General features: G+C 60.4%; 10 protein-coding genes. 2 read left to right on the top strand and 8 right to left on the bottom strand.

Features of this window, described 5'->3' with window-relative positions; translation table 11 throughout:
• Positions 1-33: 33 nt before the first annotated feature.
• Genes gspF through gspD form a run of 3 tightly spaced genes read right to left on the bottom strand, consistent with a single transcriptional unit; the run spans position 34 to position 5,220 of the window.
• Complete coding sequence (gene gspF / locus ACYVNQ_RS32085; protein ID WP_460908649.1) at positions 34-1,251, bottom strand: type II secretion system inner membrane protein GspF; 1,218 nt, start codon at positions 1,249-1,251, stop codon at positions 34-36.
• Between the two features lies 1 nt (position 1,252).
• A complete protein-coding gene (gspE, locus tag ACYVNQ_RS32080) occupies positions 1,253-2,734 on the bottom strand; it encodes a type II secretion system ATPase GspE (RefSeq protein WP_460908682.1) in 1,482 nt (493 codons plus the stop codon).
• 14 nt (positions 2,735-2,748) lie between these two features.
• Positions 2,749-5,220, bottom strand: a complete 2,472-nt coding sequence (gene gspD, locus ACYVNQ_RS32075; RefSeq protein WP_460908647.1) for a type II secretion system secretin GspD — start codon at positions 5,218-5,220, stop codon at positions 2,749-2,751.
• Between the two features lie 490 nt (positions 5,221-5,710).
• On the opposite strand from gspD, the gene ACYVNQ_RS32070 reads away from it, so the two are divergent.
• Both ACYVNQ_RS32070 and ACYVNQ_RS32065 read left to right on the top strand, forming a co-directional pair.
• On the top strand, positions 5,711-6,652 hold the full coding sequence (locus ACYVNQ_RS32070) for a hypothetical protein (protein WP_460908645.1): 942 nt from the start codon (positions 5,711-5,713) through the stop codon (positions 6,650-6,652).
• Between the two features lie 314 nt (positions 6,653-6,966).
• Positions 6,967-8,304, top strand: a complete 1,338-nt coding sequence (locus ACYVNQ_RS32065) for a substrate-binding domain-containing protein (RefSeq protein WP_460908643.1) — start codon at positions 6,967-6,969, stop codon at positions 8,302-8,304.
• A 227-nt stretch (positions 8,305-8,531) separates the two neighbouring features.
• On the opposite strand, the gene ACYVNQ_RS32060 is transcribed toward ACYVNQ_RS32065, so the two are convergent.
• From ACYVNQ_RS32060 to gspI, 5 genes are all read right to left on the bottom strand, one after another.
• Complete coding sequence (locus ACYVNQ_RS32060; RefSeq protein ID WP_460908641.1) at positions 8,532-10,799, bottom strand: tetratricopeptide repeat protein; 2,268 nt, start codon at positions 10,797-10,799, stop codon at positions 8,532-8,534.
• Positions 10,800-10,835: 36 nt separating this feature from the next.
• Complete coding sequence (locus tag ACYVNQ_RS32055; protein WP_460908639.1) at positions 10,836-13,085, bottom strand: tetratricopeptide repeat protein; 2,250 nt, start codon at positions 13,083-13,085, stop codon at positions 10,836-10,838.
• Between the two features lie 45 nt (positions 13,086-13,130).
• The gene (locus tag ACYVNQ_RS32050; RefSeq protein WP_460908637.1) at positions 13,131-15,362 is read right to left on the bottom strand and encodes a tetratricopeptide repeat protein; all 2,232 of its coding nucleotides are present in this window, start codon (positions 15,360-15,362) and stop codon (positions 13,131-13,133) included.
• A 98-nt stretch (positions 15,363-15,460) separates the two neighbouring features.
• Positions 15,461-16,135: a PulJ/GspJ family protein gene (locus ACYVNQ_RS32045; RefSeq protein WP_460908634.1), complete on the bottom strand. Its 675-nt coding sequence runs from the start codon at positions 16,133-16,135 to the stop codon at positions 15,461-15,463.
• 260 nt (positions 16,136-16,395) lie between these two features.
• Positions 16,396-16,800 carry a type II secretion system minor pseudopilin GspI gene (gene gspI, locus ACYVNQ_RS32040; protein ID WP_460908632.1) on the bottom strand — a complete coding sequence of 135 codons (405 nt, stop codon included), beginning with the start codon at positions 16,798-16,800 and terminating at the stop codon, positions 16,396-16,398.
• Positions 16,801-16,880: the final 80 nt, after the last annotated feature.

The raw sequence follows: 16,880 nt of genomic DNA, 5'->3' as shown, positions 1-16,880 counted from the left end.
TGCAAGCCGCGTGTTTGCGATCGTGAAGCCGCATTACTGCACCAGGTTGTTCAGCTCGATGATCGGCATCATCACCGCGAGAACGATTACCAGCACCACGCCACCCATCGCCAGAATCAGCAGCGGCTCCAGCAGACTCGTCAGAAACATCGTGCGGCGCTCGAGTTCGCGCGATTCCCCTTCGGAAGCGCGGTCGAGCATCGTGGTCACATCACCGGTCGCTTCACCCGAGCGGATCAGGTGCACCAGCACCGGCGGGAAGGTTTTGGTCGTGCCGAGCGCGCGCGACAGCGACGTGCCTTCGCGCACGCGCACGATTGCATCATTGATGTTCTCGCTCATCGCGCGGTTGCTGAGCGTTTCGCCGGCGGCCTGCAGCGCGCGCAGGATCGGCACGCCGGCTGCCGTCAGAATGCCCAGCGTGCTCGCGAAACGCACCGTGTTGTAGCCGCGCACCAGCTTGCCGAACAGCGGCGAAGTCAGCACCCAGCGATCGAACGCAAGCCGCGGGCCGGCCTGCGCAAGAACACCGCGCACCAGCCACACTATGACGATCACGCCGAGCAAGGCGGCCCACCACCAATGGCGCACGAAATTCGATAACGCGAGCATCATCACCGTGAGCAACGGCAACTGCTGTTTCGTGCTGACGAATACGTTGGCCACCTGCGGCACCACGTAGCTCAACAGGAACGTGACGATGCCGAATGCGATCAGCGTAACGACCGCCGGGTACGTAAACGCCAGCACGATTTTCTGCTTCAGCGCATTGCTCTGCTCGATGTAGTCCGCAAGACGCGACAGCACGAGACCGAGCTTGCCGGTGTGCTCGCCGGCGGCCACCAGCGCGCGATAGATGTCCGGGAAATCCTTCGGATGCTGCGACAGCGCATTAGCCAGCGAGTGGCCGCCCACCACTTCGGAGCGAATCGACGCCATCAGCTCTCGCGTATAGTCGCGCTCGGCCTGTTCGCTTAGCACGGTCAGCGTTTCGCTCAACGGCAGGCCCGCAATCAGCAGGCTGGCCATCTGGCGCGTCAGAATCGCCTGCTCGCGCTGCGACAGTTTGCGGCCGAGCGACAGGCGCTGGCCACGCGCCCCTTGCGAACGCGCCGCAGCCAGCTCGACGAGCAACGGCGTCAATCCTTGCGCACGCAACTGGCTGCGCCCAGCGCGCGCACTGTCTGCGTCGAGTACACCCTTCAGCGTCTTTCCCGCAGCGTTGATCGCTTCGTACCGGAATGCCGACATGTCATTCTCCGCCTGTTACTCGCAAGACTTCTTCGAGGGATGTGTACCCGGATGCAAGCCAGCGGTTTGCATCGTCGCGCAGTGTGCGCATGCCCGCGCCGCGCCCGGCAGTGAGAATTTCGGCGTCGGACGCGTTGCGGTGGATCAGCGCGCGGATCGGTTCGTCGATCAGCAGCAGTTCGTATACGCCGCGCCGGCCGGAGTAGCCTGTGTGAGAACACTTCGGGCAGCCGACCGGATGCCATTGCTTGTGGCCGTCTTCTTCGCGCTCTTCCTTGCATACTGGGCACAGGCGCCGCAACAGGCGTTGAGCAAGCACGCCAAGCAGCGATGAGGCGAGCAGATACGGTTCGACGCCCATGTCGGTCAAACGTGTGACCGCCGAAGCGGCATCGTTCGTGTGCAGCGTTGCGAGCACCAGGTGGCCCGTCAGCGATGCCTGTACTGCAATCTGCGCCGTTTCCAGATCGCGGATTTCGCCGATCATGATCACGTCCGGATCCTGACGCAGGATCGAACGCAGCGCACGCGCGAAGGTCATGCCGATCCGCTCGTTCACCTGCGTCTGGCCGATGCCGCCGAGGTCGTATTCGATCGGGTCTTCGACGGTCATGATGTTGGTCGTGGCCGTCTCGAGACGCGACATCGACGCGTACAGCGTCGTCGTCTTGCCCGAACCGGTCGGGCCCGTGACCAGCACGATGCCGTGCGGGCGCGCGATCAGCTTGTCGAACTGGCCGAGCGTATCGGCGGCCATACCGAGCGCTTCGAGGTTCAGGCGCGCCGCGTCCTTTTCCAGCAGACGCAGCACCGCGCGTTCGCCGTGGCCGGTCGGCAGCGTCGAAACGCGCACGTCGACCGGGCGGCCGCCGACGCGCAGCGTGATCCGGCCATCCTGCGGCAGACGCTTCTCCGCGATGTCCAGCTGCGCCATGATCTTGATCCGCGAGATCAAAGCGCCGTGCAGTGCCTTTTTCGGCCGCACGACGTCGCGCAGCGTACCGTCGACACGAAAGCGCACCACCGACGAATTCTCAAACGGCTCGATGTGAATATCCGAAGCCTGTTCGCGCGCGGCCTGCGTGAGCAGTGCGTTGATCATCCGGATGATCGGCGCGTCGTCTTCGGACTCGAGCAGATCCTCGACTTCCGGAATGTCCTGCATCAGCCGCGACAGATCGACTTCGCCTTCCACTTCGCCGACCACCTGCGCCGCACTGCCATCCTGGCGCGCGTAGGCAGCGTTGATCGCCTGCGCGAGTTCGTCGGCCGGCACGCACACTAACGACACCGTCGATGCGTGCCGCGACACCTCGGCAATTGCCGACATCGGTGTGCGATCGCTGATCCACACTTCGGTGGTGCCCTCATCCTGATTGGCAATCAGAATCTGCGCGTTGCGCGCGAAACCATAGGGCAGCATCCGCGACGATTCGACGTGGGGCTCACGCCGGCCGGCTGTCGTTGCAGCCACGGGAGTCATCACGGTTTCGTCTGTCATGGCTGCTGCGTCCGTTGAACGCTCACGCCCGCGGCGGCGGGAGACGGATCGACAGGCTGCGGCGCACGCACCGCTGGCGCGATGGACGCTCCCGCGCCAGCATCCGTTACGACAGGAACCGAAGGCACCGCCGACACGGACGCACCGCTGCCCACATCGGGCACAGGCGCCGCCCCAGGCGCCGGATCTGCCGGCGCGCGCGGCACCGGCCGGGTCATCTGGTTCAGATCGAAAATTCCTTCTTGCGCCGGCACACCTTGCGAAGGCGTCGGCGCGGGCGGCGGCAAGGCCGGACTATCGTGGTCACGCTCGATGCGGTTATCCGACTGGTAGCCGGTAGTCTGTTGCCGCACATAGTCGTAGCGGTTCAACGAGATGTCCGACGCGGTGCGGCTATCGCGAATGACCACCGGCCGCATGAACACCATCACATTGGTCTTCGTGCGAGCCTTGTTCTCCGCGCGGAACAGCTGGCCGATCCACGGAATGTCGCCAAGCAGCGGCACCTTGTTGTTGCCGTCCGCATACTGGTCCTGGATCAGCCCACCCAGCACGATAATCTCGCCATCGTCGGACAGCACGGTCGATTGCACCGAACGCTTGATGATCGTCACGCCGCCCGGGTTATTGGTCGAATTCGGATCGACCGACGAATCTTCGGAATAGATTTGCAGCTTGATCGAACCACTCTTCGCGATTTGCGGCTTCACGTGCAGCACAATGCCGACGTCCTGGCGATCGAAGGTATTGAATGCACTGACGCCGTTACCGGACACCGCAGTCGCCGTCGCGAACGAACCCGTCTGCACCGGCACGTTCGAGCCGACCACGATGCGCGCCTCTTCGTTATCGAGCGTGATCAGATTCGGCGAAGAAAGAATGGTCGCGTCGCTGACCGTTGCCAGCGCCTGCACCAGCGCACCGAGCCCGAAGAAATTGCCGAACTTGTGCAGCAAGCCGATATTCACGCCGTTATTGAGCAGCGTGGTGGCCGCCGCCGTCGACAGGTTCTGCGCGATCGACTGCCCCTGCGCGGTCAGATTGACGATGCCCTGGCTGGTCGGCGGCACATTGAAGTTCGACGAGCCGTAGAGGATGTTGTTGCCGCCATTCGATTGCAGCGCACCTTGCCACTGCACGCCGAGATTCGCGGCGGACGTCGCGCTCATTTCGACGATCATCGCTTCGAGATAGACCTGCTCGCGGCGCACGTCGAGTTGGTCGACGGCATTGCGGATGGTCTGATAGACAGGCTCCGGCGCGGTAATCACCAGCGAGTTGGTAGCGGGGTCGGCCGCGATCGATTCGCCATTAGGGTTGCCTTCGCCAGAGCCGCCGCGCGCGCTTGAGATCAGGCCGCCTGAGCCGCTGCTGCCCGAACTACTGCTGCCGAAGCTGCCGCCGCCTGCGCTACCCGACGATCCGCCCGATGAAGTACCGGGCAGCGGCGGCACGCCAGAGGTGCCGGTTGAAGAGTTTGAGGAAGTGCTACTGCCACTGCTTCCTCCGCTGCTACTGTTGCTAGTACCACCGTCGCGCTGATTGAAGCCTTGCGATGATGACGAATCCGATCCTGAGTCGCCGTCCGATGACAGCCCGATCATGCCGCGCAGCACCTTCGCGAGATCGCGCGCGTTGGCGTTCTCGAGACGAATAACATGCAGATTGCCGGGCGTCGACGTCGGCGCGTCGAGCTGCGCAATCAGTCCTTTAGCAGCAGCAATCCGCGAGGGATCGGATGCACGCAGCAACAGCGCGTTGATACGCGGGTCCGCGGTCACCGATACCTTGAGCGTGGCGTCGGCATTGCCGATGCTGCTCGGATCCAGCATCTTTGCGACCACCGGCTCGATGTCGATTGCGTTTTCGTGCTGTAGGCGCACGACGGCAATGTTCTGCGACGAGCCTGCGTCGATGCCGGCGATGACCGCGGCGATGCGGCGCACGTTGTCCGCGTAGTCGGTAATGACGAGGGTGTTGTCGTTGCCGTAAGCGACGATCGAGTTGTTGGGGCTGATTAAAGGCTTGAGCACCGGCGCCAACGCGGTTGACGATTCATTGCGCAGGCGGAATACCTGCGTGACGACCGTATCGCCAGTAGCATGAGCTTCGTTGCCGACGTAGGTCGGCACGCCCTGCAGCTTGGCGTCTGCTTCAGGCACGACCTTCAGGATGCCGTGATCACGTACGAGTGTGAAGCCCTGCATGCGCAACGCCGCCTCGAGCGTCTTGATCGCGTGATCGCGCGAGACGGTGCCGTCGGCGACGAGGCTCAGCTGTCCTTTCACACGCGGGTCCACGATAATGGTCGTGCCGGTTGCCGCGCCGATCGCCTTGGCAACGTCGTTGATCGACGCATTCGAAAAGTTTAGTGCGACCTGCCCATGAGCGAGCTGCACCGCGAAAAGACCAACCAAAAACAGCGCGCGGCCAATGCGGCGCGAAGAAGTTCGGGCATGACCACTCATGAGCGCAGTCCGCTCCCCGAGCCGCGAACGCACAACATCGCGCCAATCTTTGCCTGTTGATGTGCTGCACTACTGCATGTCATCCGGTGGTCTCCCGCGCATATCGCCGTGCCGATACGAAGCGCACCCACAGGGTGTCGCTCGCCACGGCAAGGCTCCAGATCAACAGGACGGAAGTCAGGCCGGCTGATGCCGGCGACGTTCGTCCCTACCCCGTCACATTCTTTTGCAGACGCCATCAATCAATGCGCGGACCACACGTCGAACGCCGCTTAGCCCCGTTACGCTGCCTTCACAAACTAGGCTTAGATCGCGGCAAAAATATGTCCGATGGTACGTACAAGTCGTTTATGCCCTTTCCGGAAAAGCGCTTGCGAGGCGGTTTGGCTATAACCATCCGCTTTCCACGCGGTGCCAAGCGGCTTTATGAATTTTTCTTGTATGCGATGCATGATGTCGTTCATTGACTAGACGCGAATGAACCTTATGCTTGCGTCACGAAGTGCTAACAGATGAAACCCAATTCGGCGCGACTGCGCGATACTTATCGTGCACGAAGCGGGCAAAACACATCAAACATAAAAAGCGACACGAGGACCAGACGATTCCGGACACGATGCAGGTCCGGCAAGCGTGCGTGTGGCTTATTGCGAGGATTGGCTACGCGACCATGAAAGAAAGACTCACGCTGGAGTACGCGCTGTTTGAGTCGGGCCAGCAGAGCATCGCTGCTGACAAGTATCTGGAACAACTCGAAACCTATGAGCTGATACAACCGCGGCTGCTATGCCCCGTGTGCCGGGAAACGGTGATCTTCGCGCGCCGTCAGGAGCGTGGCCATCATCGGCACTTTGTTCATGTGGCGGGGGAACATGCGTTGTGCCCGTTGGTGAACCCACAGTTTCCGGTTACAACGTTTCTCAGGCCGCATGCGTATGACGCCGATGTCAGCTTGCGGCATCGGCATGCGTTTGCGGGCAACTGGCAAAGGCATCTGGCGGAGATGCGGCGGCTTGCACCGGGTTTGACCGTGCGGCGCTTTGTGCATGCGGTGGAGCATGCGGATGTGCTGCGTGTGTGGTCATGCAGGACGATTGCTGACGCGGATGTGCCGTATGTGCTGCTTGCGCTGGCGTCGTTCGTTGCGCAAAGCGCGGGAACGCCGCAGCCGCAGTCGTGGCTGCGGTTTGTGTTCGATGCTTCGGTGAAGGATGTTGGTGACTTCGGCAGGCTGGATGGGGTGCGGCCGCGGTTCTTTCGGCTGCACTATCGTGCTTCGCCTGGGTCGATGTTTCCTAATGCCAACCAGTTGCTTGACTGGTGTGAGGTGCCGATGTCGGGGGAGTTTCTTTTGCGGGATCAGCCGGTGCTTTCGGGGAACGATGTGGTGTTGTTTGCGCGGTTTATTGAGGCTGTGCCGCAGACTGAATGAGCCTGTTTTTTCTTTAAAGCATTTTTCTACTGTGAATTCTGCGTGAAGGATTGTACGTACAATTCTTCCCATTCAAGAAGCATTGGATTGCTATTCGCATAGCGTTTTATGCGTGCCTTTTAGATTCCTTGATCGTTGTTGTTGGCAATACGTAATGTACGTACCTTTTGTTGCCAAACTGCCGTTTAAGATTCCTGAAAACTTAACCCTGCGAAAAGACGAGACCTCTATATTTGGAGTCGCAGTGAGCGACGCAGCTCGCCTCTGCTCCGAATGTCATTCTCTTCAAGCAGTCTCCTTCACAGGGGTAGGAAATGAAGTTCTCCAAGACTTATTCGGCTATTCTTCTGTCGCTCGGTATGATCGCGGCTTCGGCAGCTTCGGCTCAAACGGTTCCGGCTATCCATGGTGGTGGCTCGTCGCTGGTTGCTCCGTCGATCAACTCGGAAATCGTCGACTTCGGCACGACCGAAGCGATCTTCGGTTACACGACGGCAAGCTCGGGCGTTGGCCAGGCCGCGTTCCTGAGCAACGATCCGTCGCAATTTACGCTGGCTGCAGGCACGACGATCCATTTTGCCAACAGCGATGCCGCACTGCTCGCAACGCAAATTTCCGCGTACAACGCAACGACCGGCCGTGGCCATACCGATGGCCCGCTGATCCAGATCCCGTACATCGTCACGCCGATCACGATCCCCCTCGTGAACGCGCCCGCAGCTCCGGCCAACAGCATGACGCCGTCGACGACGCCGGGCCAGACGCATAGCGTTGCGCTGGACGACGCCGACCTGTGCGGTATCTTCTCGGGCCGTATCACGGATTGGGCCGGCCAAGGCGATTCGCATACGAACGCCGTTCTGATTCCGGGCACGACGACGCCGTACACGACGACGTCCAACCCGATCACGGTCGTCTACCGTTCGGACAGCAGCGGCACCAGCGAACTGCTGACCCGCCACCTCTCGACCGTTTGCCCGGCGCTTTCCGGCTCGACGAAGCGCGCTGACAACACGACGATCACGTTCTCCGACTCGACGACCTTCGCAAATTCATTCCCGAACGGTGTGCCGAGCAACTTCGTGGGCGCAAGCGGCAGCGGTGGCGTGCAGGGCGTATTGACTCCTGCCACGGCGCCCACTACTTCGTCGCTGATCGGCTACCTCAGCCCGGACTGGACGAACACGACGCTCGCCCCGCGCAGCAGCTCGGCATCGCACGAGCTGGCTGTTGCTAGCCTGCGCAACCCGCACACGAACAAGGACGTAGCACCGACGTTCACGGAAGCTGACAATGCGCTGGCGAGCGCCGTCGTGCCGAGCACGCCGGCAGCCGCGGCTGATCCGACGCAATGGGATCTCCCGAGCGGCAACCCGGCAGCCAACCCGACGGCCGGCTACCCGGTTTCGGGTACGTCGCAGATCATCGTGAGCCAATGCTACGCTAACGCGGCGGCGGCGACGGCTGTGATCGACTTCCTGAACGACCACTACAGCAACGCCACGTTCACGTCGGTTGTGAACGGTAACGGCTTCGATGTACCGTTGAACTTCGTGTCGGCGATCCAAAACAACTTCCTCTTGCCGGGCAGCGGCCTGAATATTTCGACCGGCGGCCACGCTGGCGATTGCAAGAACTTTGCTGGCCGTTAAAAAGGAAGGGTAGTCGTTTTTCTTCCGCATGCCTCGCGGCGCTTGTTTGCGCCGCGAGGCATTTTGCTGATGCAATTGCGTCGCGGCATCGTTTTCCACACGCACCGCCTGCCACGCCGAGTGATCGAATTCAGGCTGGAAAGTCTATGCCCTCTGGCAGCTCTGCAGCAAGGTAGATGGTGATGGTTCGTCGACGGCGGCGCCGATGGCACTTCGCCTGCATTCCGCTATCTTGAACTATCTGTGTCGCTTTTCGCCACGTAAGTGTTTTTCCACTGGGAAAGCTCATGCGCGACTCGTTCGATCACCGACTGCCAATCGCCAGTCTTGCTCTGACGGAAAAGACGTGCCGCGGGGTACCACGGACTATCCTCTCGATCTAGCAGCCAACGCCAATCGGGGACATGACTTAACAGCGCCCACACCGGAAGATTCATTGCGCCGGCGAGATGAACTACCGATGTATCGACTGAAATTACAAGGTCGAGTTCGCTAATTAGCGCGGCAGTGTCGGCGAAATCCGTCAGGGCGCTACCAAACGTCACAATGCTGCTATTTTCGAGTGCAACCCGGTCACTTTCGCGCTCATATGGCTGCACGCTGACAAACGTGAGGTCTTGTCGATACAGCGGCTCGAGATCGGCAAGGGCAATCGATCGGTTCTCGTCGTTTGAATGACGTTGGTTACCCGCCCAGACAAGTCCCACCCGTAGTCTTCCCGGTACGGCCTTATCCTCGAGGCGCTTCGACCACGCGCGTTTTCCACCGGCGTCTGTGTGCAGATACGGGACCCTCGCGGGCACACTATCCACTCGGGTGGAGAATGCGAAAGGTAGACTCATTAGCGGGCATTGAAGATCATATCCAGGAAGCGCTTCTCCCTGTTCAAATACCCGGGCGACACCATCCAGAGATGCGAACAACGTCTTCAATGGTGCCGGCACCTCAAGCAAAACTGTCGCGCCACGTTGCGCAGCGAGACTCGCATAGCGACAGAACTGTATGGTGTCGCCAAAGCCCTGCTCCGCGTGCAACAACACCGTCTTGCCTGCGATCTCCTCGCCACGCCATTGCGGCCGGTCCGCGTGTCTGTGGGCCAGCAGCGTCGCACCGTCAAGCCAGCGCCTTTCGTGCTGCGCCCAACCTCGAGCAAAGTCCCCCAGCAACAGCCGGCAAAATGCGTCGGCACGGCGCACGCCATGATGGTTCGGATCGAGCTTGAGGCCATGCTCATACACCTTCAGCGCGGCTTCGTGACGGCCTAGCTGCTGTAGCGCCATCCCCTGCGCGGCACATCCCTGCGCAGTCGCAGGTGTGATGGCAGCAGCCCGCTCGTAACTTGCCAACGCGTCGTCGTAGCGCTTGAGCCGCTGCAGCGCAATTGCGCGATTGCACAGCAGCTCCGCATCCGGACCTGCAATTGCGAGTGATTCATCGTAGTCGGCCAGTGCCTCGGTGTAACGCCCCAGCACGCGCAGCGCTGCCGCCCTGTTGCGCAGCGCATCGATCGTACCTGGCGCATACTGCAGCACCTTGCTATATGCATCCGCTGCTTCGCCTGGCCGATCGAGTCCGAGCAATGCGTTTCCCCGGCCGAGCCATGCGGATGGATATTTCGGATTCGACGCCAGCAGGCGGTCGCAGCGCCTCAACAACTCGTCATGCCGCTTCAGAAGATCCAGTGCAATGCAGCTTTGGTACAGCGCACGCGTATCCTCCGGACGAACCATTAGTGCTTCGTCAAAGTAAACCAGGGCTTCGAGCGCATGCCCAAGTTCAATCAGTGCTGTACCGCACAGCGTCAATAGTTCAGAGTCGCGCGGCCGGATGACAAGCGCGAGCCGATAGCTCTCCAGCGAGTCTCCATGCCGCCCGAGGTCCCGCAATGCATGTCCGCGCTGAACACATGTCTGCGCGTCTCCAGCGCTAATGCGGTGTGCGGAATCGAAGCTGATCAACGCATCCGCGGGCCGCTTCAAACCTCGCAGTGTCCTACCACGATCGCGCCAGGCATCGGATAAGCCCGGCGCCAGGCGAAGTACTGCATCGTACGTCGCAAGCGCGTCATCGTAGCGACCAAGCCCGAGCAATGCAGCGCCTCGCGCCATTAGACCCGATAGATTAGTCGCGTCCACCGCAACGGCCTGATCGAGCACCGACAGCGCTTGCTCATAACGGCCAAGCGCATTAAGCGTCGCGCCATGGTTCGCGAAATGCCACGCCTGCTTAAGGCCAAGTTGAATCGAACGCGAAAGCAGGGGTTCGGCACGACGCACATCACCTGATTTGAACAATACGACGCCGAGCAAATGTAGCGCTTCCACGTTATCGGGCGCGAACGCCAGCACGCCCTGGTAAAGCCGCTGCGCTTCGACGAACTGACGTTGCTCCAGCAGCGTCCTCGCGCGTCGAAGCGTATCGGCGACCGCGCGCTCGGCCGCGTTCAATCGCTCCCCCGCCATCGGATGGATCCGACCATCGCTCTCGCCCTTCATCGCGCCTCCTCCAGTCCATGCCGTTCAATGACATCCTCACATTGCGTGCGCTTCGATCTCGGGCAAAGCCAGCCTGATCTGCTCGAAGACATCGCTCCACTCTCCCGGCGAGGTTTGGCGGAATAAACGCGCCTGCGGATACCAGGGGCTGTCATCCCGATCCAGCAGCCACCGGAAATCCGGGGTATAAGGCAGCATGAGCCAGAGCGGCCGGCCGAGTGCGCCGGCCAGATGCGCAACCGATGTATCGACACTGAGCAGACAGTCCACCTCTTGAAGCAGCGCAGCTGTATCAGAGAAGTCTTCGATGTCGTCACCGAAGTGTCTGACCTGAGATGCGGCCACTGCATCCCGCTCGTCTTCGCGTATCACCTTCTGCAGGCTGATCCACTCGTAGGCGTCGGACATCATGGGCGACAGACTATCGAACCCGATCGACCGGTTATGATCGTTCAGATGCTTTGGATTACCCGACCAGACGATGCCAATACGCGGACGGCTTCGCGGACCGAGCTTATCCTGCCACTTCTGCCTGAGGCGGGTATCGACGCTTAGGTATGGAACGCCAGAAGGAATCGTGTGCAAGTCGGTTCCGAATGCATGCGGCAAGCTCAACAACGGACAGTGAAAATCGAACGGTGGAAGCGGCTCGCCGTAGCGCACCAACACATCTACGCCGCTCAGCGTTGCAAGCACGGATTGCAGCTCTACCTGCGCTTCAAGGACGACTGTCGCCCCTAGCGCCTTGACCATCACCAGATAACGACAAAACTGAAGCGTATCGCCAAGCCCCTGTTCTACATACAGCAAGATCGTCTTGCCGATGAGCGGCTCCCTTCCGTTCCAACGCGGCTGCACAAAGTTTCGCACCGCGCCGCTCATGTTCGAGTCACGCCAGCGCCATTCGTATTCTTCCCACCCATTTGAAAAATCGGCCACTGTCAGACACAGGAAAGCACGCATGCAGTGCGCATGCACGTATTCAGGGTCGAGTGCTATTGCTTGCCCATATGCATGCTTTGCCTCTTCGTGGCGACGCAGGTCCCTCAACGTATTGCCGCGCTGGAAGTGCGCAATCTTGTTTTCCGGTTGAATTGCGAGCACGCGATCGAAATCCATCAGCGCATCGTCATATCGATGCAGCGCCTGAAGCGCCCTGCCTCGCGCAAAACGTGATGCGACACCGTCTCCGCCGAGTGCCAAAGCGCGCTCGCACGCGAGCAACGCTTCGTCGCGCCGACCGAGATATCGCAACGCGCTCGCCTGATTGCACAACACCTCGATTCCGTCCGGTTCCAGCGCTAACGCCTTTGCGTAGCTTTCCACTGCCTGACCATTTCGTCCAAGCGACTGCAGCACGTTACCGCGATTCGCGTAGGCTTTTGCATGTGCCGCGTCCAGGTCGATCACCCGGTCACAGCGCGCGAGCGCTTCTTCGAGTCGACCGAGCCGTTCCAACACGACCGCGCTGTTGTAAATCGCACTTACAAGTCGCGGTGCGCTCGCGATCGCTTCATTGAAGCTAGATAGCGCTGGTTCGAGACGGTTGAGATCCAACAGCGCAAGGCCACGCCTGAACAGCACATCGATGTCGCCAGGCTTGACCGCAAGCGCCCTTTGGTAGCTTCCGAGCGCTTCATCGTGACGCGCCATGTCGCGCAACACGTTTCCATGTTCTTTCAGCGCCTCGAACGAGCGTGCATCGAGATTCAATGCGCGCTCGCACGACGTCAGTGCCTCCGCATGCCTTGTAATCGAACGGAGCGCTGCTGCTCGCCACGCGTATCCATCCGCGAACGTCGGTGCTTGCGCGAGCAGCCGATCATAGGCCGTAACGGCGTCTTCGTGCCGCCCCAATTCCGCGAACACGCCCGCGCGCTGAACCAGCGCTCTCGGATGATCTGGATTCAACGCAAGCGCTTCATCGAGTCGGGCAAGCGCGTCTTCGTATCGGCCCAAGCTTGCCAGCACGGCAGACAGATTCGCCAGTGCAAGCGGCGACGGTGCCTGCGATATCGATCGCCAGATCAACTCTTCCGCCTCGCCGGGCCGGCCCATCTGAAAGCGCAGGGTGCCAAGTAAATGGCATGCTTCCGGGTGGAAAGGATCGTCGGAAAGCAGTTCCATGTAACCCCGCTCGGCTTCCGCCAGCGCGCCTCGCTGGTGTGCCGCCCTGGCCCGCAGCAAGGTGCGCTCGTCGCGCTTCGGGTTGCGCCCACCGTCGGTCCCGCTCATTGCCGAAGTGCCGGCGCGCGGCGTCGATTCATCACCTGCTTCGGGTGTCATGCTCTCTCCATCCTCAGATAAGCGTGTTTGCACCGGGGCTCTCCGTTACGCATGGTTGCTATGCGCGAGGCGCGCGATCTCGTCCTTCAACAGGTCGACTACCGCACTCCAATCGCCCGGCGCCGGCTGACGGAACAGGCGCGCGGACGGATACCACGGGCTGTCGTGACGTTCAAGCAGCCAGCGCCACTCCGGTGGGTTCGCCAGCAGCACCCAAACAGGCCGGTTTAACGCGCCTGCAAGGTGGGCGACAGCCGTATCGACCGTGATCACCAGATCGAGTGACTGCATCAGTGCGGCCGTGTCTGAGAAGTCGCGGATTTGCGTATCGAGGGTGCGTATCGGCAAACCTTCTAGCATCTGCGCATCCTGCCCTCGTACGACCTTCTGCAGGCTGATCCATTCAGCGTCACAAGCAAGCAGCGGCAGCAGCGCCGTCAACGACATCGAGCGCTGCCGATCATTGCGGTGTACCGGGTTTCCCGACCATGCAACCCCCACTCGCAAACGCCGTTTCGGGCCAAGCAGCGTCGCCCATGTGTCGACAAGGGCAGAATCCGCAAATAGATAAGGCACCTTCGCTGGGATGCTGTCCAACCCGGTGCGAAGCGCCAACGGAAGACTCAGAAGTGGGCAGTGAAAATCCGTTTGCGGCAACGGTTCACCGCGTACAGTCACGCGCGCCGGAACACCTAGTGTAGAAATCAGGGATTTCAGCGGCAACTGCACCTCGAGTGTCACCTGCGCACCGCGTTCAGCCAGCATCGCGACATAACGGCAAAACTGCAGTGTGTCGCCAAAACCCTGTTCCGCGTGGACGAGGATCGTGCGTCCATTGAGCGGTACGTCTCCGCGCCATAGCGGTTGCACAAAGGTTCGCTTCGCAAGTTCCCCGTCGGGATCCCGCATGCGCCACTCATATCCGGCCCACCCTTGTTCGAGATTACCCTGTACCAGGTGCATCGATGCCTGAGCAAAATGCGCATCCCGATAGTTCGGATCCAGCGTCAGTGCCTGCCCATAGGCCTGCAGTGCAGCTTCCGGCCGCCCCATCTCGTACAGGACGTTGCCCCGGTTGAACCAGTGCAGGGCATGACCCGGCCGCAACGCAATCGCGCGGTCGAGCGAACTCATCGCCTCGTCGTAACGATGCATGTCCTGCAATACGTTCGCGCGATTTCCCCACGCCTCTGCAAACTTCTCGTCGGCAGCGAGCGCAGCGTCATAGCTTTGCAGTGCGTGCTCGTATTGCCCAAGGTAACGAAACGCAGTGCCGCGATTGCAGTGCACGTCCACCGAGCGCGGATTGACATCGAGCGCCTGCTGATAGCTCGACAGCGCCGCATCATATTGTTCCGTTTGCAGATGGATGTTGCCGCGGCATGCCATAGCCGGCCCATGGCCTGGGTCAAGCGCAAGTACGCGATCTACACGTTGCAGCGCTTCCTGATGACGGTTCAGCCGCTCAAGTGCGACAGCGCTGTTGTACAGAGGCTCGACAAATTCCGGCTGGATCGCAATCGCCTCATTGAAACTGGCAAGTGCCTCGTGCACACGGCCAAGTTCGACCAGCGTGCGCCCACGCATCGACAACATCGCCGCATTGCCGGGCTGAATTGCGATTGCGCGGTCGTAACTGTCCAGCGCTTCCGGATGTCTTCCAAGGTCGCGTAGTACGTGGCCGCGGTTGTAGAAAGACTCGAACGAGCGCGCGTCGACCGTGACGGCACGGTTATAGGTATCTAGCGCGTCCAGATTTCGGCCAAGTGCACGCAGCGCGCTGCCGCGATTGCAAAGTGCGTCGACCGATAGCGGCGACACTTCCAGCGCACGGTCGTAATGCTTCAACGCTTCATCGTAAAGACCTGTGTTGAGAAGAGTGTTGCCCAGTCGAACCAGGGAATGCAAATGGCGAGGATCTATTTCGAGCGCAGCATGAAACTGTTCGAGCGCTTCCTCAATGCGTCCGGATGCCGCGAGCACCGCACCAAGATCGGACTGCGCCATCGCATCGCGCCGCAGCGACACAGATCCGCGCAACAGCGCTTCTGCCTCAGCCGCTTCGCCGCGCTGATATTGCAGCACCCCATACAGGTGTAGTGCCTGTGCATCATCAGGATGCGCCTCGAGCACCGCCTTGTATTGTTCGTAGGCGTCGCTGAACCGGCCTTGCTCGTGCAGCTCCCTCGCCCGTGAAAGGCTGGCCACGGGTTTTCGGGGCATGCTATTGAAGCTCTGTGTGCCTGTACGCGAAGGAAGTGACGCGTCGGTACTCATTGTTTCGCTCCTCGGTTAGTCGTGTACGCATCGATCGGTCAATACGCTCGCGCGCAACTAATATGTTTTCGTGCTCTACTTCGTTATCGGATTTCTGGTTATTGATGCAACGGAATCGTTCTGACGTACGACGCTGCAGGATGAACCGTGGTCAGTGTGATCCGTAGACCTCGCGGCAACGGCACACCGCGCGAAGCGACTGCGGCAATGCCGTGCGCATCGAGAAAACGTGCATACGCATCCGCGATTACGCTCTGGCTATCCGTCCATCCCGTGGGCGCGAGCCATACCGATACGCCAAGCGATTTAACATCGTTGCTCACAATCGCCCCAGCGAATGAATCCATATGTGTCAATGCATCGCTCAACTGCGACAGCGAGGACAGTGGCGCGGAGGCCGTACGCGACAATTGGCTTCCCTTGAGCTGATAGCGGATAACCTGAACGCGGGTCGCGTTCGCACCGATGCCGATATGCCTCACCAGCACCAGTTCGTTGTGCCTCATCCGCAACGGCGGCCCAAATACTTCTTCCGGCGCGACAATATTCAATGCGTCGAATTGAAGCTGAGAGAAGTAGCGCCCCAAGGTCCGCGTTCGGACAAGACTACCGACCAGGTCGTCACGCCCGCGTATCGTGGCGTCCAGTCCTCGCCATGCGATCACCGCGACAACTGCTAGCAAGGCGATCGCGACGAGCATCTCAATCAACGTAAATCCGGATGCGCGACGCGAACGTGCGGGCACTTTTACGCATTTCATTTCGATCACCATGTCGCTGCGGCACACATGTCATGTTCGACGCATGCCTCGCAACGATACGGGCACGAAACAAACAGTTTCATCCTAGGTGCGGCCTATGGCGATACCGTGTCGAATGGTACGTACATCGCCTCGCATGACGGATGGATGTCGCTCTTGTCGCAATGCATATGTGCAACGTAAAGACGTCAAGCGTCAGCAGCGGTTACTGCGTAGCCATTAAGCGGCGGTCTTGCGATGCGCCAGGAGAGCGCTATGGAAGGAAAACGATATCAACGGGTTTCGTTGTAAATGACGGTCACTGTGTCAGCCAACACGTCGGAGCTTCCGGCGCTGTCAAAGACCTGCACCTCGACTTGCTTGATCGAGGGAGTGCTCAGTTGGGTGATCGACTGACGGCACACGAACCGATATTCGCCTTGCGGGCAGGCAAAGGTGCTGCGTCCGGGAGGCGGCCAATCCTGCGCCACAGTGATTTGTCCAAGCGCATTGTCCGCGCTCCACAACGCAAGCAGCCTTGTGCGCGCTGAATGGACGTTGGAGGCCAATGCGCCGATCGCCGACACGACGGCACCTAGCGCAATCGCGACGATGGCGAGCGCAACCAGCACCTCGATCAGCGTGAATCCTCTTGCGCGCCGAGGTGCCATTTTCACCGGTTTTTTAACACGCGTCATTCGCCAGGCTTCTCCAAAGGTCGTTCTAACATCCTGACCTTTGGATGTCGACTTTCGATTCCACTGCGTAGTGTTGCTAC

The organism is Paraburkholderia jirisanensis (assembly GCF_054782355.1).
This window is presented reverse-complemented; position numbering and strand designations above follow the sequence as displayed.